This window comes from Desulfovibrio desulfuricans (genome assembly GCF_024460775.1).
GTDB classification, from domain to species: Bacteria; Desulfobacterota; Desulfovibrionia; order Desulfovibrionales; family Desulfovibrionaceae; genus Desulfovibrio; species Desulfovibrio desulfuricans_E.
On record NZ_JANFYZ010000004.1, the window covers coordinates 197,763 to 215,175 of the forward strand.

Consider the following 17,413-nt stretch of genomic DNA (forward strand, 5'->3'; position numbering starts at 1 on the left):
TGCTCGCTTAAGCAGAGGGAGGCCATGAAAACGACAACTTTTCCCGCCCCCGCCGGGCATGCCGCACCACGCCCGGCTGCAACAACAGTCAGGGCGGCATCTACCAAAGATTATTCGATCTGCGCCGACATCTGGCTGGCGGCCTCTCTGGCAGGGCATGACTTTGTGCCTGCCGCGTTCTGGCGCGGGCAGCTGGCGGTTATGGCGGAGCACTATCTGCCTTCATCGCAGGTCTTATTGCTGACCGCCGATGGAGAGCCCGCCGCATTTGCCGCAACCCTGCCGGATGGCAACGGCACGTATCTGGCGGGATTGTTCGTGCTGCCCCGCTGGTGGGGCAAAGGCCTTGGGCGGCAACTGCTGGAACTGGTGCAGGAACAGGTGATGGCTGAACTCCCCGAGCAAAAGAACGCCAGCCTCCGCTGCACTGTATACGAAAAAAACAGCCGCGCACTGGCATTCTATGCCCGCATGGGTTTTATCCCCGCCGGGCGCAGCATCTGCCCGCATACCAACGAACCGCAGACAGGCCTGCTCTGGACTGCGGCGCACACTGTTCACGACAACGCGGCTGCAACCTGCCGTCCATAGGCAAAGCGCGCCGCAGGAGCCACCATGAGCAATCATTCTTCGTCATCGGCCAGTTCCAGCGCAATCTCCCTGCCCAAGGTGGCCCTTATTGCCACGGGCGGCACCATTGCGGGCGTTGCCCCCACGCCGCTTGAGCAGATCAGCTATCAGGCGGGGGTGCTCACCGTTGACAGCATGCTCGAAACCCTGCCCGGCATCGAGGGTGTGGCCCGCATCACCAGTGTGCAGTGCGGCAACCTGCCCAGCGAAAACATCACCCCAGAACACTGGGCCATGCTGGGCGAGCAGTGCGCCAAAGCGCTGGACGACCCCGAAATCTGCGGCGTGGTGCTGACCCACGGTACAGACACGCTGGAAGAATCGGCCTTCTATCTGCACCTTACCCTTGCCAGCCCCAAGCCCGTGGTGCTGACCGGCTCCATGCGCCCCGCCACCTCGCTGAGCGCAGACGGCCCCATCAACATACGCGATGCCGTGGCTGTGGCGGCCTGCCCGCAGGCGCAGGCGCGCGGCGCGCTGCTGGTCATGAACAGCCGGGTGCTCTCGGCCCGCACGGCGGTAAAGGTCGCCACTCTTGATGTGGAGGCCTTCCGCGCCCTGGAATCGGGCTGTCTTGGCCGGGTTATCAACGGCGAACCCCAGTTTTATTACGGCAGGGAGGAAAATCCCGCTCTGGCCGGAACCTTTGCCGAGCTTGCGGGCCGCCAAAATCTGCCGCGAGTGGATGTGATTTACGGTTGCGCGGGCATGCCTGTTGATCTTGTGCGCTATTCCGTGGAGCGCAGCGCGGGCATAGTGCTGGCTGGCATGGGCAATGGCTCCATGCCCGATGCCGTGCGCCACGAGCTGCGGCAGGCCATTGCCGGGGGCATCCCTGTTATCCGGTGCAGCCGCACCGGTTCCGGCCCGGTGACGCCCCTTGATGAATACGAGGGCTTTGTGCCCGGCGGCATGCTTTCACCCGCCAAGGCCCGCGTGCTGCTCATGCTGACGCTGGAGCAGCAGAAGAATGCCGAACCGGCGCAGCGCATGCTTTCAGTGCGCGAAGTGTTCGCCCTTGGGGCCAAACTGTAGGCAACAGCGCCCTTTGGGCTTGCCTGCGGCGCAAAAAAACCGCAGTGTGTGGTTTATTTTCTTTTTCAAGCCCATGACCCCAATGGAATCAGGAGAGCTTCATGTCGTATCGCTTTATTCCCCAGCTCACCGATGAGGATATCCGCCAGAAACAGCTTGAAGGTCTGCGCTACACCGTGCGTCAGGCCTGGAATTCGCCCCAGTACAGGGCAAAGCTGGAAGCCTGCGGCCTGAAGCCGGACGACATCACAAGCCTGGACGACCTGCGCCGTCTGCCCACCTGCGACGTGGAAGACCTGCGCGAGGGCTACCCCCTGCCACTCCTGTGCGTACCGCCACATGACGTGGTGCGCATCCATGCCTCCAGCGGCACCACTGGCAAACGCAAGATTCTGGCCTACACCCAGCGCGATATTGATACGTTCAGCCTCCAGATTGCCCGCTGCTTTGAACTGGCGGGCTTTACCCCCGAAGACCGCATGCAGCTTGCCGTGGGCTACGGCCTGTGGACGGCTGGCGCGGGCTTTCAGGCGGGCAGCGAACGGCTTGGCATGCTCACCGTGCCAGTGGGGCCGGGCAATCTTGAAATGCACTTGCAGCTATTGCAGGATCTGGGGGCCACAGGCTTTACGGCCACCGCATCCATGGCCCTGCTGCTGGCGGAAGAAGTGGAGCGCGCCGATCTGCGCGGCAAAATCAAGCTCAAACGCATGGTCTGCGGCTCAGAAACCCGCAGCGAAAAGATGCGCCTCGCCATTGAAAGCAAGCTCGGCCTTGAGGGCTGTTACGACATCGGCGGCATGACCGAAATGTACGGCCCCGGCACCGCCATCGATTGCGATGCCCACGAAGGCCTGCACTACTGGGCCGACCTCTTCATCATTGAAGTGCTCGACCCTGCCACCATGCAGCCTGTTGCCGAGGGCGAAGTGGGCGAAATGGTCGTGACCAGCCTGTGCAAGGAGGCCGTGCCCCTGCTGCGCTACCGCACCCACGACCTTTCGCGCCTGCTGCCGGGCCAATGCTCCTGCGGCCTTGCCATGCCGCGCCATGACCGCATCCTTGGGCGCTCGGACGACATGATCATATACCGTGGCGTGAACATCTACCCCGGTCAGCTCATGGAAGTCATCGGCCAGTTTGCGGAACTTGGCGGCGAATATCAGGTGGAACTCACCCGCGACGAGCGCTCTCTCGACCATCTGGCCCTCACCGTGGAACGCGGGCAGGGGCAGACCGCAGGCAACGATGCCGCCCTGGCCCACGAGCTTGAAACCCGCCTCCACAAGGCCATCATGGCCCGTGTTTCCGTGAGCGTGGCGGACTACGCCAGCCTGCCGCGTACCTTCAGCAAATCCAAGCGCGTGGTGGACAAGCGCTAGGCGTGGCAAAAAATATTGATTGCACTGGCGCGGGGTTTTTGCCCTGCGCCTTTATCATGGGCTTTGCCGCCGCATGCCTGCTGGCCCTGTGCCTGTTGCCCCCTGCTGCCTCCGCGAGAGAAATCGCAGAAGTAGACAGCCCAGAATGGTGCGCCCGGCACAGTTCGCCAGCTAAAAATCAGACTCAGGTGCAAGCCGAATGTCTGCGGCTTGAAGCTGCCTGCCGCGCTGCCCTGCCCGACCTTGCCCCAGCCGCCAGTTGCCCGGACAGACAGCTAGACCGCTGCGTGGCGCAACAGCGCGACGGCGGGTCATGGTGCGCCATCCTGTGCTGCTTTGACCCGGATGCTCCGTCCTGCCGTGCGGCTGCGGCCAGCATACCCGCCTTTCTCGCCACGCCCAAACGCTAGGCCAGAACATCAGATCAAAGTCGCCGCCCAGAGTGGGTGGGACAAAGCGCCAGCCCTTCGCCCGACGGCGGACGCTTGCATTGCCGCATGTGCGCTCCAGCCCCGACAAATTATCACAACTCCCTTTGCCGCATAGACCTTTGCCCCTTTTTGGCATAGGATTTTATGCGAGCGCGCCCATGTTCTACGCGCCAGAACCGCCGACACTGGAGCGCGTATGCCCCTTGCCGCCTTACCCGCATCCATTTTCTCGCTTGCAGGCTACCTCATGCTTGCAGGGGGATCGTTTGCGCTGGTGAGGCCCGGTCTGGGCCTGCTCATTGTGCCAGTGCCGCTTCTGGCAATTCCCCTGCATTTTCTTGCACGCCGTATCGGCGATTTTGCTGGCGTGGCGCATTCCCGCTGGCAAATGCGCACCTTCGGTCTTTTTCTGCTGCTGTTTCTTGGTCTTGTGGGCATTTTTTTCATTCTTGGCGCAATTTGCACTGACGGCCCGGCTCTGGACAGGCTGGAACTCATTGGCAATGCCTACAACGCGGGCAAGGTGGATCTGTACGCTTCGCTGGTGGGGCTGTGGGAAATCAAGGAGTTGCAGGTTTTTACCCTAAGCGCCTCAGTGTGGGCGGGCCTGGCACTACTGTGGCCGCTCAAACGGGCATTTCAGGGCATGCTGGCGCTGGCTGCGGGCATTGCGCCCAAGGCATTGCCCCTCTGGGGCTGCTGGCTGGCCTTTGCGGCCGCCATTGCGGCGCAGGGCGGCATGTTGGCCTGGCTGGTGGCCCGGCAGGCTTGAGACACAAACAGACTCACGCGCACTGAACCCCACGAAAATTCCCAAAAATCCTGCGCCGGAAGCAGCACCTCCCGCACTCCCAATTTTCCCGCACAAAAATGCGGAAGCCGCACAAACCAGACGCGCTGTCCCGGCTTATGCGGCTCCCGCAACAAATATGCGGTGCAGGAAGCGCCCGCTACTGCTTCTTGGGTTCCTTGGTCAGGTCATCGGCAGCTTCGCGGGCATGGCGCACCAGTATGGCGCGCGCACCGGCAATCTGGCCCAAACCCTTGAGGTTGGTCTCCACCTTGAAGCCTGCGGCCTTGAGCTTTGAGGCCCAGGAGTCGTCTTCATCCCCAGCCAGATCGTTGTGCGCATGATCGCCAGCCACCAGCATGAGCGGTTCGATAACCACTTTCTTGACCTTGGCGGCCTTGAGCTCCACCAGCAGGTCGTCCACGCTGCGCGCGCCCTCAACGGTTGCCATAAACACGCGCTTATCCGCATCGTGGAACACGGCGCGCGTGCCTTCAAAGGTCAGATCTGCCCGGCCGTGGCTCTGGCCGTGGCCCATGAGCACCAGGGCTGCATCCTTGCCGCGCAGGGATTTCACGTCTTCCCTGATGGCCTGAATGAGTTCCTGAGCGTCTTTTTTCGATTCCAGCATGGGGCGGCCAAGAAACACGGAGTCAAAGCGGCCCGGATTTTTTTGCAGATCGATAAGCACGGCCCGTTCAAGCGCGCTGAACTCCTCGCCCGCCATGACGTGCAGCGACTGTACGCGCACGACCTTCACGCCGTCCTTGGCAAGCTGGGCGAGGCCATCGCTGATGCCGCCCACTGGATGCCCCTCGGCGGCTATTTTTTTGCGGATAATCTGCGAGGTATAGGCCCACACCACCGGCTGACCGGGAAAAGCGGCCTTGAACTCCGCATCCACGGCCTTCATGGAAGCCAGGGCTTCGGGAACACTGGTGCCAAAGGCCACCAGCAGCACGCCCGCCTTGGGGCTCTCTGCGCCGGATTCAGCGGCAGGGGCAAGCGCAGGCGCGCCCATGACGGCGCACAGCAAAAGAATGGGCAAAAGGGTACGGGTGAAAAAATGCAGAATGAAATGCGGCGTAGTACGCAGCATGGCAACCTCCTCAATGGCGCGTTGACGGGTTGAAGTTGGATAAAATGCCGGAGGATATTCGGACTTGAGGGCATGGGGGCCTTGCGCCCCTTGCCTAGACTTCGCCTTCGCCGCTCGCGCGACTGGCTGTAGCGCCCCGCCATGTGGCGGAACGATGAAGCTTCGTTCCCTCTTACCGCAGCGCGACTGTTTCCGATTTTAACGGAATTCCCCGCCGACCTTTTCAAAACAATTCATGCGGCAATAAAAGTCAAGTGGGCATACCCTGCAAGCCCCGCCAGACAGGCCCTTGCAGGGTATGCCCCGCGCGGGTTGCCGCGCCTGCGCCGTCCGGAGCGGCGTGGAATCCCGATTTTTCGGCGGCTAAAGCCGATTTGGCGCGTATTTTTTCTTGTTCTTTTACTGAAATCCTGATAATAAGGCACCTCCCTGTTATGGGGAAATTATGTTTGGAGGCTGGACATATGGCAGGTTTGGAAACCGGGCACGACAACGAAATCAATTTCGAAAGCGCCCTTGAAAACTACCTCAATCCCGATTTCGGCGATCTTGAGGAAGGCTCTATCACGAAGGGCGAAATCGTCCGCGTGGATGATGACAATGTGCTTGTTGACGTGAACTTTAAGTCCGAAGGGCAGATTCCCGCGGCAGAATTCCGCGACCCCGCCGGCAACATTTCCGTCAAAGTGGGCGATCGTGTTGACGTTTACGTTGTTCGCAAGAACGAAAACGACGGCACCATCACTCTTTCTTTCGAGAAAGCCAAGCGCATGCAGGTGTTCGACCAGCTCGAAGACGTGCAGGAAAACAACCGGGTCATCAAGGGCCACATTGTCCGCCGCATCAAGGGTGGCTACACCGTGGACATCGGCGGTGTGGAAGCGTTTTTGCCCGGTTCACATGTGGATCTGCGCCCCGTGCCGGATATGGATGCCCTGGTCAACCAGGAATTCGAATTCCGCGTGCTCAAGATCAACCGCCGCCGCAGCAACGTTATCGTTTCTCGCCGCGTGCTGCTTGAAGAGGAGCGCGATTCCAAACGCCAGGATCTGCTGCGCACCCTTGAAGAAAACCAGATCGTTACCGGTAAGGCCAAGAACATCACCGAATACGGCGTGTTTGTTGACCTCGGCGGCCTCGACGGCCTGCTGCACATCACCGACATGAGCTGGAAGCGCATTCGCCATCCCAAGGAAATGATCACCATCGGTCAGGAACTGACCCTGAAGGTGCTTTCCTTCGATCGCGACAACAACAAAGTTTCCCTCGGCCTCAAGCAGCTCGTGCCCGACCCGTGGCAGGACATCTCCGCTCGCTTCCCCGAAGGGGCCAAGTGCAGCGGCAAGGTCACCAACCTGGTTGACTACGGCGCATTTGTGGAACTGGAACCCGGCGTTGAAGGCCTGGTGCACATTTCCGAAATGTCCTGGACCCGCAAGCTGCGTCATCCTTCCCAGATGGTTCACACCGGCGACGAAGTCGAAGTGGTCATCCTGGGCGTGGACGGCGACAAGAAGCGCATCAGCCTCGGCATGAAGCAGGTTCGCCCCAATCCCTGGGAACTGGTTGCTGAAAAGTACCCCGAAGGCACCGTCCTTGAAGGCGTCATCAAGAACATTACCGAATTCGGCATGTTCATTGGCATCGAGGACGGCATCGACGGTCTTATCCACGTTTCCGACATTTCCTGGACCAAGAAAGTGCGTCATCCCAACGAACTGTACAAGGTGGGCGACACCGTGCAGGCCAAGGTGCTGACCGTGGATCAGGAAAACGAAAAGTTCACCCTCGGCGTGAAGCAGCTGGTGGACGATCCGTGGGGCCATGTGCCCAACACCTACCCCGTGGGCTGCACCATCAAGGGTATCGTGACCAACATCACCGACTTCGGCCTCTTTGTTGAAGTGGAAGAAGGCATTGAAGGTCTGGTGCACGTGTCCGAACTTTCCAGCAAGAAAGTGAAGACCCCCGCCGAGATCTACAAGGAAGGCCAGGAAATCCAGGCCAAGGTCATCCATGTCAGCGCTGAAGAGCGCCGTCTGGGCCTGTCCATCAAGCAGATCAAGGACGAAGAAGAACGCCGCAAGCCCAAGGAATTCCATTCCGGCCCGCAAGAAGCCGGTCAGAGCCTGGGCGACCTGCTCAAGCAGAAGTTTGAAGAAAGCGAAAACAGCTAGTCTGTTTCTGCTTCAAAATACAAAAGGGCGTTCCCGCAAGGGAGCGCCCTTTCTTGTTGTCTGCCAGTTGCCTGCCAGCAACAAACAGCGAGGGGAGATTGAGTCGGGGGCGTACCCGTGATCTCACGCGGGGCTGGCACCCTGCCCCAGTGGCAGAACTACCGCCGCACGGGGAGGCATGCGCCCAGACATCAACAATGGCAGACATTCGCACAATAGCCCGCCGCCATAATCACCGGCTAGTCCGCCAGCCTGCAGCCTCCTGATCAGGCCAGCTTGAGCAGTGCGGCACCACCGACAACCAGCAGCACAGAAAATCCGCGCAAGGGCGTAAAACGCTCGTGCAGCAGCCACATGGCCAGCAGCATGCCAAAGATCACCGAGGTTTCGCGCAGGGCCGCCACCACGGCAATGGGCGCAAGGGTCATGGCCCACAGGGCAATGCCGTATGAGCCCATGCTCGCCAAGCCGCCAAACGTACCCACGGCAAGCCGCTTACGGGCATAGCTCACGTAGCTCCAGCCATGCCGCCACAGAATGTAAACATGCACGGGGAGCGCGTTGATCAAAAAAATCCAGGTGGTGTAGGTGGCAGCGTTGCCGCTTTCGCGCGCACCAAGGCCGTCCGCCAGCGTGTACCCCATAATGACACATGATGTGCGCAACGAGATAAAAACTTCGCTCCACCCATAGCCACGGCGCATATTATCCGTGGCAAGGCACAGAATACCGGCGCACAGCGTCAGCACACCGCACCATGCGCCCGCAGACATATTTACGCCAAAGGCCAGCAGGGCCAGCGAGGTGAGCAAGGGCGCGCAGCCGCGCATTACGGTATAGGCAAAAGACATGTCTACCCGCTCATATGCGGCAGAAATGCAGATGTAATACCCAAGATGGCACAGACACGACATGCCAAGATAAGGCCACGCGGCCTGCGGCAAAGGCGGCAAAAAAGGCAGCAGGCACAACGCGCCTGCGCAAGCGCCAAGAGCGTTCAAACCCGTTTCAAACAGCTTGTTTGAGCCGCTTTTGACAATAATATTCCAAAGCGCGTGTAAAAATGCGGCAAAGAGGATGGCGAGCAATATTGATGGCGACATGGGCATTGCTACCTCTTTGCCGGGAGAATGCCAAGGCAACGTGCTTCCCCAAGCAAAATGGGCAATACACCAGTTGGAGCCACATACATTGCGGTAATGCCGCCCACAATTGCCAGCGGACTCTGCACGCGCAGGGCTTGTTGCCTGTTATCTTGGGAAAAACTGCGGCTGGCAATGGTTCCCGCTGCTCTGGCCCGCTGTTTCGCTGACTGCGCTGTACAGGGAAGACTCTGCAAATATAGCACGCAAGAGCCTTTATCCCTTTTGACTGCAAGAGCAAAAATCAATACGATTAGAATTCACAGCCGCCGCGCAGGTTCCGCACTCTTGCACGGCGCAATTTTTTTATCCTGCCCCAAACCAATCCCCCATGCGGAAGCAAACATGCAGAAAGTTCTCATCGTTGAAGACAGCCGGACAACAGCACGTTTTATGGCGCACAATCTCAAGGAACAATTGGGGCTTTCCTACGAATGCGCCGAGAACCGCCAGCAAGCCTTGAAACTGCTGGAGGACAACCCTTCGCAGTACTTTCTGGCCCTTTGCGACCTCAACCTGCCTGATGCCCCCAACGGCGAAATTGTCCCTGCCATCCTTGCCCGAAACATCCCTGTGGTGGTGGTCAGCGCTCATTTTGACGAAGACATCTATAAACGCCTCATGCTGCAGGGTGTTACCGATTACATCGTCAAGCGCACCCCCGATGATATGATGTACCTCATGCGCGTGGTGAGCCGCCTGCGCGCCAACAGCGGTGTTGAAGCCCTGATCGTGGACGATTCCAACCTCTGGTGTATGCAGGTATCCGAGTTGCTGCGTCGTCAGCGCATCACCGCCTACACGGCGAGCAACGGTCTGGAAGCCTTGCAGATCCTCAAGGAGCACCCCGCCATACGCGTTGTGCTGGCCGACCACTACATGCCCGGCATGGACGGCATCAAACTCACCGCCGCCATCCGCAAAACCCACACCATGGACGAGCTGTCCATTATTGTCATTTCTGTGGGTACGGACGCGGGTGCGCAATTTCTGCGGTCAGGCGCCAATGATTACGTATTCAAAACCTCCTCCTTTGAAGAGCTGTTGTGCCGTATTTCCATGAATCTTGACATACAGGATCTTATCCGCAAAAACCGCGCCCTGGCAGAGCGCGATGCCCTCACCAACCTGCTGGTGCGCCGTCAGTTTTTCTCTGAGGCGCAAGAGGCTGTGGCCGAGGCAAGAAAAGACCGCCGCCCCCTGGCCGCCGCAATGATCGACGTTGACTATTTCAAGCAGGTCAATGACCGTTACGGGCACCTGGCGGGCGATATTGCCCTGCGGCAACTTGGCGGCATGCTGCGCGACGAGTTTCCCGCTCCCTACATCTGCGGGCGCTACGGCGGCGAAGAGTTTTGCGTGGTCGCGCCGAGCATGGATAAAGACGACTTTGCCCGAAGGCTTGAAAATTTTCGCACTTCCGTTAGTTCAAAACCAGTGCAGATCGGCGCGCTCAGCATAGCCATTTCTGTTTCCATCGGTATGGCCGAGCAAAAGGCCAGCGACCTCGAATCGCTCATCAACGCGGCCGATGCCCAACTTTACACAGCCAAACGGGAAGGGCGCGACCGCTTTGTCTGGCAAGCATAAGCCAGCGCGGGCGCGACACCATACTGAAACTCTCTTTGTTTAAAGGAATATCCATGCACTGCCAGAACCTTCTGTTCGATCCCGCCCGTATTCCTTCGCCCTGTTTTGTTCTGGACGAAGCGCAGCTTCTGGCCAATGCCGCCACTCTGGGCGCAGTTCAGGAGCGCACCGGGGCCAAAATTCTTCTTGCGCTCAAGGGCTACGCAGCATGGGCAACTTTTCCGCTTCTTTCGCGCGCCAAGGGGCACGGCCCCTTGTGGGGGGCCTGCGCAAGCTCCGTGGACGAAGCGCGGCTGGCACGGGAGGACTTTGGCGGCGAGGTGCATGCCTTTGCCGCTGCCTGGAACCGACGCGAAATGGCCGAACTGCTCACCCTTGTGGACCATCTGGTATTCAACTCCATTGCCCAGTGGCGCGAATTCGCGCCCGCAGTGGCCATGCAGAACAAGAGCCGCTGCCCGGATCGTCAGATTCAGTGCGGCCTGCGCATCAATCCTGAGCATTCCGAGGGAGCAGCCGCCATCTACAATCCCTGCTCGCCTGGCTCGCGCCTGGGCATCAGGCCCAAGGACTTTGATCCTGCGGCTCTGGAGGGCATTTCCGGGCTTCATTTCCACACCCTATGCGAACAGGGGGCAGATGCCCTTGAGCGCACCCTGGCGGCCGTTGAGCGCCATTTTGGGCAGTGGTTGCCGCAGTGCCGCTGGATCAACTTTGGCGGCGGGCACCACATCACCAAACCCGGCTATGATCTTGATCTGCTCTGCCGCTGCCTGACCGACTGGCGCGACCGCTACAACGCGCAGATATACCTGGAGCCGGGAGAGGCTGTAGCTCTGGACGCAGGCTGGCTTGTGGCAACGGTGCTGGATGTGGTGCAGGCCGACATGCCTGTGGCCATTCTTGATATCGGCGTTCCCTGCCACATGCCCGATGTCATTGAAATGCCCTATCGCCCGCGTGTACGCTACGAATCTGCAAATGTGGCCGAACTGGCGGGCGAGGCCGGGGAACAGGCCTGGACATGCCGCCTTGCCGGAAAATCCTGCCTGGCGGGCGATGTGGCAGGAGAATATTCTTTCAACGCGCCTCTTGTGCCTGGTCAGCGGCTGGTGTTTGAAGACATGGCCATTTACAGCATGGTCAAAACCACCACTTTCAACGGCCTGCGCCTGCCATCCATTGGCATTTGCGAGGCCGATGCAGCGGGCGACACGCGCTTTCGCATGCTGCGGGAATTTGGCTACCAGGATTTTAGAACGCGGCTTTCATAAGCGGACATAACTGTCCTCGTATTATTCTATTTTAGAAAGCAGAAAGGCCCGGATCGTTGATCCGGGCCTTTCATTTGTACTTCCCTGTGGGGGGGAGGACAGTGGAAAATCTGGAGGCATGCTCTCATGCCATAGCTGAATTACACGCCTTTGGCAGAGCAATGTCAAAAGAAACATTAATCCCGCATCAGGAGGCAGGAGCCTGCGCCGGGGAAAGGGCAGAGCCTTCTCTCGGCTGGACTGCACTGCTGCCGGCAGGCTGGGGAGCATCCTGCGCGGGATGCGCGGCAGTGCCCGGCAATGCGGCCTGCCCAGCCATCTCAGGGCTTGGGCTTTCCTCCAGTTGCCAGGGAGTGCTGCTGCGCGCCAGAGGGATATCTGCCGAACCGGCAGGGAAGCTGTGCGGCGGCAGTTCTTCCGACTGGTGCACGCCCTCAACCTGATGCCGGGCAACCATGGGAGGTTCATCCATGCCGGGTGCGCCACGCTTGACGCGCGTCATGAGCAGGCCGGGTTCAGGATCCATAAGCCCCTCAAGATAGTCGGTCACAGTCACAAAACGCTGACAGCCGCCAGCGCGCAGATCACGAATGATGCGCGGCAGGTCGTCCACAGTACGCTTGTGCGAGTCATGGAACAGAAAAATACCGCGCAGGGTTCCCGGCGCATAGACTGTGCCCCTGTTGTTGCGCAGGGTGGCGTAATTGTCTGGCAGGCGCTGCCAGTCGCGGCTGTCCATGGACCAGAGCATGAGGGAAAGCCCAAGGCTGGCCGCCACTTTTTCAGTAGAGGCATCATACGAACCGTAGGGCGGGCGTACGAACTGGGGCGAAGCCCCGAGGTTGCGCAAGATGGTATCTGTGCGGCGCAGTTCTTCTTCCTTGCGGGCAAGGCTGACCACACGCAGATTGGGGTGCGAATAGGAGTGGTTGCCCACCTCATGCCCCTCGGCGATGACGCGCTTTACGATATCGGGATGGCGCTCGGCCTGGCTGCCCAACATAAAAAACGTGGCGGGGATGCCGTATTCTTCCAGCATGTCCAGCAGATGCGGGGTGTTTATCGACGGACCGTCATCAAAGGTGAGGGCGCACAGGTTCTCACGCATGGGTTGATCCATGATGACGTTGCCTTCCACCACACGTGCCTGCGCCGACTGAGCAGCAAGCCCAAATGCAAAAAAGCAGGCTACCAGGCATATCTGCTTGAAAAAAAATCTCATTTTTCTTGTGCCTCAACAGCGAATTGCCCAGAACAGAAAACCGCCTCCCCGGCGGCGCATTCACTGTGCTGCTTCTGCGCCGGAAGCGCGAAAACAGCGGCGTTCAGCGTTCTGTAATGTGCTAAGGGGAGGTCTAGCACTCCCCATGAAGCACCGCAACACAAGCAAAAGGGCATTCTGGGACATTTTTCGAACTTTTAGTTAAAAATCAGTATGTTAAAAATTTTGCCTTGTAAAAATTTTTTTACTTCTTTTTTTTCGCTTGACTCTGAGGGGGTGTTTGCGTAGAACTCATTTTCGCCGGGAGGGCAGTTAGCTCAGCTGGTAGAGCACCGCCTTCACACGGCGGGGGCCACAGGTTCAAGTCCTGTACTGCCCACCATCCCCAAAAACGGAGCGGTAGTTAAGTCGGTTATAACGCCGGCCTGTCACGCCGGAGGCCGAGGGTTCGAGTCCCTTCCGCTCCGCCAGAAGTCACCGGGAGGTCAGATCACTGACCTCCCGTTTCTTTTATTGTAGCCCACGCGCAATAAATTAAGGGCCGCCCACAACCGAGGGCGGCCCTGTTTTTATCCATTGCGAAAACTACGGAGTCTTTCTGTCGGTTCTTGGGCTGCTTCCGCCGTCTGCACGGAACCACACAACCACCTTCTGTCCTATCAGCAGGCTGTCCATCTCTATTCGTCCACATCTTTCCTGCCATACTCTTCGGCATACGCCGCCAGAATTTCGGCTATCATCCGCCCAAAACGGGGCTGCAATTCCTGGCACCGCGGGGTATTCTTGAGCGCAACACCGCTTCTCTCACTGCGGATCAGGCCAGCCTCGCGCAATATCCTGAAATGCTGCGAAAGGGTCGACTTGGGTATGGCCCTGTCCGGCATGTTCAGGAAGTCAGAACACATTTTTGGCGAATTTGAGCGTATGATTTCCTTGAGAATCTGTACGCGCACAGGATCAGAAAGGGCGTGCAGAAGACCTTCGACCGTTACGTTTTCAACAGCCGGATGGTGCAGGGTTTTCATCATTTTTTCCTGGTATAAAAGCAAAAGGACGGCGCCAGACGGCAAACCTGCGCAGGCGATATTGACACCCGTCCCAATAGTTCATAAAAACGGAACTAATGAACAATATGCATATGCATTCCGCCAAAACCAAGCATATACTGGGGATAGAGGGCATTCAAGCATGCATATGCGGCATCCTAGCCCCAGATGACTCCAGCCAAACAGGAGATCGCATGAACAGACGCCAGTTTCTTCAACAGGCAGCAGTCGCTTCACTTGTTTTGCCCGGTGCGGCGCTGTTGCCGCACCCTTCCCTCGCAGCTACACCGCCGCCCGCGCCGCTTTACCGACAGGCAGGCTACTACTGGCTGCAACTGGGGGATGTGCATGTGGCGGCAATTTCCGATGGCACATTGGCCAGCAACGCACGGCTGATCAGCGCCAAACAGGGACAGGTAGAAGAAGCCCTTAAAAAGGCCTATGTACCCTCGCCCAGGCCTACCTCTGTCAATGCCTTTCTTATTCTCGCCCAAAACCGCCGTATCCTCGTAGATACTGGCTCAGGCAAGCTGCTCGGCCCAACCGCAAACAAACTTGCAGCCAGCCTTGAGGGGGCCGGGTTCAAACCCGGCGATATCACGGATATTCTGCTCACGCACATCCACGGCGACCACTCTGGCGGGCTTACAGTGGACGGCAAAAGGGTTTTCCCGTCTGCCACCGTGCATGTGAACCGCGTTGAGGCCGAATTCTGGCTCAGCGCTGCCCAGATGGACAAGTCGCCGGAGTATTTCAGGCCCATGTTTGTGAAAGGGCAGGAATCCCTGGCCCCATACCTCAGCGCGGGCAAGGTGGCCCATTTTGAAGCGGGCCAAATGGTGCTGCCCGGAATATACGCCGTGGCCGCACCGGGGCACACTCCTGGCCACACATGTTATCTGCTTGAAAGCAATGGAGAAAAGCTGTTGTTCTGGGGAGATACCGTTCATGTAGCGGAAGCGCAGTTCCCCCTGCCGGATACGGCCATTGAGTATGACCTTGACCCGGAGGGAGCCGTCAGGCAGAGGCAGCGTCTTTTTGCGGAAGCCGCGGAAAAGGGACACCTTGTGGCTGGGGCGCACATTTCCTTTCCCGGCATTGGGCATGTGGGCAAGGCGGGGCAGGGATATCAGTGGTTCCCCATCCCCTATGTCAACGATGCCGTCCAGGGCTCTGCAAAATAACAACCGCTGTTCTCTCGCCAGCCACAAACCAGCCCGCCCACAGCACGTGTTTGCTCGCATGACCGCCTTGGGCGATCCCGCAAGGGATTGCCCAAGGCGGAATGGTGTCCGCACTGTCAAAATTGCCGCATCCCCAATTTATTGGTTTTCTTTAACAATACAAACTTACTAAAAAAATTTAACACTGGCCGGTAATTTGCATAAGCTATTGCAGGTTTGCAACACGCAATACCGCACTGCAAGCAAGCGAGGATAGTATGACGCCGACAATCTGGTTGCTGGGACTTTCCGGCAGCGGAAAAACCACCCTTGGTTCACTGCTGCGCCTGTATCTTGACGGGCAGGGCTTTGACGTTGAATTCATCGACGCCGACACCTTTTGCCGCAGCAACGGATTATCCGCCGCCACCCCTGAGGATCGCGTGCGCAATACCGATGCCCTGCGCGATTACGCGCTGAGCTTGCAGGCGCAGGGTAAACTATGCGTGGTAGCCGCCGCCACCCCGTATGAGAGCATGCGCCAGAGCAACCGGGCCATGCTGCCCATGTACCGCGAGGTGTGGGTGCGCTGCTCGCTGCAAACCCTGGTGCAGCGCGATGCCAAAGGCTTGTATGCCAAGGCTGAACGCGGCGACCTTTCGACCCTGGATTCAGTTTTTGACGCTTTTGACGAACCCCGCAGCCCCCACAGCATCATTGATACCGACAGGTATTCGCTGGTGGAATGTTACGAGCAGCTGCGCGACCTCACGCTTGACGCCCTCGCGCAAGACCGCGAATGGGCCGACACCGGACGCCGCATGTTGCCGCAGGCTTCGGGGCCGTTCATGAATGCCGCCATAGCCCTTTAACGGGGCGCACCTGATAACCTGCATAGACAGGTTCGGCGAGAGATGCCGCGCAGCACATGCCCAAGGCACGCGTTGCGCGGCATCCTGAATTGGCAGAGCTTGTTGCTCCCGCCCCTAGATACTCACCGCCCGGCAGTGCCGGAGAACTGCTGCGAAATGAACGCGGCGTAGTCATCCGTCATGCCGGACACAAAATCCAGCACCCGCAGATAGGCCATATAAAGGCTGTCTTCCCTGCTCGGAGCATTGGCCCCCATGAGCGTGAGGGCGCGTGTTTCCTGATAGCTCATGGCATTGCCCTTGGTGAAGTTGAAGCAGGCAGGAATGAACACGTCAAGCAACCGTCGGTAGAGCGTATAGGTGCCGATCTCCAGCGCCGTCTTCTGCGGATTATTCATAATTTTGCTGTTAAAAACCCGCCCCGCCTCGCGCATGAACCCGGCCACATCCTCGCGGGCGTGATTCAGCAGGCAGCCTTCAAGCCGGCCCTCCATGATGGCTTCATAATTATCCATAAACGTTTGCGTGATGGACGGAATCATGCGGCCCATGGCCGTGGTGCGCAGCATGCTGGTGCGTCTGCGGTCGGAATCCATGGAATCAAGGCGCGGATCGTCCAGACAGTTCACATCCAGCAGAGGCGTCATGGCAGCCTTAAAATCGGCATAGGTGATGATGCGCAGCTCGCGCGCGTCTTCCATATCGATAATGCGGTAGCAGATGTCGTCCGCCGCTTCCAAAAGATACGAAAGCGGATGCCTGCGCCAGCCCGCGCCTTCCGCAAGCCCCATCGCGCCGAAGATCTCGGCAAAAAGCTCGCGCTCCGCCGTGTAGAAATTGAACTTGCTCTTGCCCACGCCCTGCGCTTCATAGGCGGAACGCGGGTACTTCACCAGTGCGGCAATGACCGGGAATGTCAGGCGAAAGCCGCCCCTGTCCTTGTTGTTTTCAAGCGCGTTGATGACGCGGAAACCCTGGGCGTTGCCGTCAAAAGCCGTAAAGTCGGCCCACTCTGCGGGCAGCAGGTTTTTGAAATACTGCTCTTTATTGACGGAATCCTTGAACCAGTCGCGGATAGCCTCCTCGCCCGCATGGCCAAAGGGAGGATTGCCTATGTCGTGCGCCAGGCAGGCGGCCTGAATGATCTGGCCCAGATGGTCCGGCGTGCAGCCCTCGGGCAGGTCGCCGCGCCGCTGCAGGGCATCGCCCACGCCAAGCCCAAGGGATCGCCCAACGCAGCTCACCTCAAGCGAATGGGTAAGGCGGTTGTGGATATGGTCGTTGCGCACCAGCGGGTGCACCTGGGTTTTTCTTGCCAGCCTGCGGAATGAGCTGGAAAAGATGATCCGGTCGTAATCCACCAGAAAGGGATTACGCACCGCGTCCAGCGTGTCGAGCTTCATGCCCGTGCCGGTTTTGCGGTTGGGGGCCAGCAGTTGCGCCCACTGCTCTTTGAATGTGCTCATAATGCCTCCTCCCCTGCATGTACGGCATGCGCGCCGGTGCCGCAAGCGCGGGCGGCGGACGCTTTTCTTTTGTTCCCGGCCTTGCTAGGCTTGC

The 17,413-nt window shown here is 58.9% G+C and carries 15 protein-coding genes, 2 tRNA genes and 1 riboswitch; of the genes, 12 read left to right on the forward strand and 5 right to left on the reverse strand.

All coding sequences use genetic code 11. The annotated features are described in order from the left end of the window. Positions 1–24: 24 nt before the first annotated feature. The 5 genes from NE637_RS06680 (at position 25) to NE637_RS06700 (ending at position 4,250) form a co-directional block, all read left to right on the forward strand. Positions 25–591: a GNAT family N-acetyltransferase gene (locus tag NE637_RS06680; protein WP_227118125.1), complete on the forward strand. Its 567-nt coding sequence runs from the start codon at positions 25–27 to the stop codon at positions 589–591. Between the two features lie 24 nt (positions 592–615). After that, on the forward strand, positions 616–1,665 hold the full coding sequence (locus NE637_RS06685) for an asparaginase (RefSeq protein ID WP_227118126.1): 1,050 nt from the start codon (positions 616–618) through the stop codon (positions 1,663–1,665). A 101-nt stretch (positions 1,666–1,766) separates the two neighbouring features. Continuing rightward, entirely contained in the window at positions 1,767–3,047 is a 1,281-nt protein-coding gene (locus tag NE637_RS06690) for a phenylacetate--CoA ligase family protein (protein WP_227118127.1), read from the forward strand. A gap of 2 nt (positions 3,048–3,049) precedes the next feature. Next, positions 3,050–3,457, forward strand: coding sequence for a hypothetical protein (locus tag NE637_RS06695; RefSeq protein ID WP_227118128.1), 408 nt, complete (start codon positions 3,050–3,052; stop codon positions 3,455–3,457). 217 nt (positions 3,458–3,674) lie between these two features. Next, positions 3,675–4,250 (forward strand): hypothetical protein, encoded by a 576-nt coding sequence (locus NE637_RS06700; protein WP_227118129.1) that lies wholly within the window; start codon positions 3,675–3,677, stop codon positions 4,248–4,250. A 178-nt stretch (positions 4,251–4,428) separates the two neighbouring features. On the opposite strand, the gene NE637_RS06705 is transcribed toward NE637_RS06700, so the two are convergent. Next, a complete protein-coding gene (locus NE637_RS06705; RefSeq protein ID WP_227118130.1) occupies positions 4,429–5,367 on the reverse strand; it encodes a sirohydrochlorin cobaltochelatase in 939 nt (312 codons plus the stop codon). Positions 5,368–5,399: 32 nt separating this feature from the next. Then, a riboswitch (cobalamin riboswitch) is annotated at positions 5,400–5,624 on the reverse strand. A 207-nt stretch (positions 5,625–5,831) separates the two neighbouring features. On the opposite strand from NE637_RS06705, the gene NE637_RS06710 reads away from it, so the two are divergent. Then, complete coding sequence (locus tag NE637_RS06710; RefSeq protein WP_022659135.1) at positions 5,832–7,544, forward strand: 30S ribosomal protein S1; 1,713 nt, start codon at positions 5,832–5,834, stop codon at positions 7,542–7,544. A gap of 266 nt (positions 7,545–7,810) precedes the next feature. On the opposite strand, the gene NE637_RS06715 is transcribed toward NE637_RS06710, so the two are convergent. Next, positions 7,811–8,647: an EamA family transporter gene (locus NE637_RS06715; protein ID WP_215647556.1), complete on the reverse strand. Its 837-nt coding sequence runs from the start codon at positions 8,645–8,647 to the stop codon at positions 7,811–7,813. 384 nt (positions 8,648–9,031) lie between these two features. Between NE637_RS06715 and NE637_RS06720 the strand changes: the two genes are divergently transcribed. Together NE637_RS06720 and nspC are read left to right on the forward strand one after the other, a co-directional pair. Beyond that, positions 9,032–10,276, forward strand: coding sequence for a GGDEF domain-containing response regulator (locus tag NE637_RS06720; protein WP_227118131.1), 1,245 nt, complete (start codon positions 9,032–9,034; stop codon positions 10,274–10,276). Between the two features lie 53 nt (positions 10,277–10,329). Continuing rightward, on the forward strand, positions 10,330–11,550 hold the full coding sequence (gene nspC, locus NE637_RS06725) for a carboxynorspermidine decarboxylase (protein WP_227118132.1): 1,221 nt from the start codon (positions 10,330–10,332) through the stop codon (positions 11,548–11,550). Positions 11,551–11,737: 187 nt separating this feature from the next. Here the strand turns inward: nspC and NE637_RS06730 are convergent, their stop codons facing one another. Then, a complete protein-coding gene (locus NE637_RS06730) occupies positions 11,738–12,772 on the reverse strand; it encodes a polysaccharide deacetylase family protein (RefSeq protein WP_227118133.1) in 1,035 nt (344 codons plus the stop codon). 306 nt (positions 12,773–13,078) lie between these two features. Here NE637_RS06730 and NE637_RS06735 point away from each other — a divergent pair. Further along, positions 13,079–13,154, forward strand: a tRNA-Val gene (locus tag NE637_RS06735). 11 nt (positions 13,155–13,165) lie between these two features. Then, a tRNA-Asp gene (locus NE637_RS06740) sits at positions 13,166–13,242 on the forward strand. Between the two features lie 207 nt (positions 13,243–13,449). On the opposite strand, the gene NE637_RS06745 is transcribed toward NE637_RS06740, so the two are convergent. Continuing rightward, positions 13,450–13,797 (reverse strand): ArsR/SmtB family transcription factor, encoded by a 348-nt coding sequence (locus tag NE637_RS06745; protein WP_227118134.1) that lies wholly within the window; start codon positions 13,795–13,797, stop codon positions 13,450–13,452. 215 nt (positions 13,798–14,012) lie between these two features. Between NE637_RS06745 and NE637_RS06750 the strand changes: the two genes are divergently transcribed. Both NE637_RS06750 and NE637_RS06755 read left to right on the forward strand, forming a co-directional pair. Further along, on the forward strand, positions 14,013–15,002 hold the full coding sequence (locus NE637_RS06750; RefSeq protein ID WP_227118135.1) for an MBL fold metallo-hydrolase: 990 nt from the start codon (positions 14,013–14,015) through the stop codon (positions 15,000–15,002). 257 nt (positions 15,003–15,259) lie between these two features. Continuing rightward, positions 15,260–15,853, forward strand: a complete 594-nt coding sequence (locus tag NE637_RS06755) for an adenylyl-sulfate kinase (protein WP_192113211.1) — start codon at positions 15,260–15,262, stop codon at positions 15,851–15,853. A 122-nt stretch (positions 15,854–15,975) separates the two neighbouring features. On the opposite strand, the gene NE637_RS06760 is transcribed toward NE637_RS06755, so the two are convergent. Next, positions 15,976–17,319 carry a deoxyguanosinetriphosphate triphosphohydrolase gene (locus tag NE637_RS06760; RefSeq protein ID WP_227118136.1) on the reverse strand — a complete coding sequence of 448 codons (1,344 nt, stop codon included), beginning with the start codon at positions 17,317–17,319 and terminating at the stop codon, positions 15,976–15,978. Positions 17,320–17,413: the final 94 nt, after the last annotated feature.

Bases quoted from the DNA above. Each gene is read 5' to 3' on its own strand.
- NE637_RS06680 (WP_227118125.1), top strand. From the start codon at position 25: ATGAAAACGACAACTTTTCCCGCCCCCGCCGGGCATGCCGCACCACGC.
- NE637_RS06685 (WP_227118126.1), top strand. From the start codon at position 616: ATGAGCAATCATTCTTCGTCATCGGCCAGTTCCAGCGCAATCTCCCTG.
- NE637_RS06690 (WP_227118127.1), top strand. From the start codon at position 1,767: ATGTCGTATCGCTTTATTCCCCAGCTCACCGATGAGGATATCCGCCAG.
- NE637_RS06700 (WP_227118129.1), top strand. From the start codon at position 3,675: ATGCCCCTTGCCGCCTTACCCGCATCCATTTTCTCGCTTGCAGGCTAC.
- NE637_RS06705 (WP_227118130.1), bottom strand. From the start codon at position 5,367: ATGCTGCGTACTACGCCGCATTTCATTCTGCATTTTTTCACCCGTACC.
- NE637_RS06710 (WP_022659135.1), top strand. From the start codon at position 5,832: ATGGCAGGTTTGGAAACCGGGCACGACAACGAAATCAATTTCGAAAGC.
- NE637_RS06715 (WP_215647556.1), bottom strand. From the start codon at position 8,647: ATGTCGCCATCAATATTGCTCGCCATCCTCTTTGCCGCATTTTTACAC.
- NE637_RS06720 (WP_227118131.1), top strand. From the start codon at position 9,032: ATGCAGAAAGTTCTCATCGTTGAAGACAGCCGGACAACAGCACGTTTT.
- nspC (WP_227118132.1), top strand. From the start codon at position 10,330: ATGCACTGCCAGAACCTTCTGTTCGATCCCGCCCGTATTCCTTCGCCC.
- NE637_RS06730 (WP_227118133.1), bottom strand. From the start codon at position 12,772: ATGAGATTTTTTTTCAAGCAGATATGCCTGGTAGCCTGCTTTTTTGCA.
- NE637_RS06745 (WP_227118134.1), bottom strand. From the start codon at position 13,797: ATGAAAACCCTGCACCATCCGGCTGTTGAAAACGTAACGGTCGAAGGT.
- NE637_RS06750 (WP_227118135.1), top strand. From the start codon at position 14,013: ATGAACAGACGCCAGTTTCTTCAACAGGCAGCAGTCGCTTCACTTGTT.
- NE637_RS06755 (WP_192113211.1), top strand. From the start codon at position 15,260: ATGACGCCGACAATCTGGTTGCTGGGACTTTCCGGCAGCGGAAAAACC.
- NE637_RS06760 (WP_227118136.1), bottom strand. From the start codon at position 17,319: ATGAGCACATTCAAAGAGCAGTGGGCGCAACTGCTGGCCCCCAACCGC.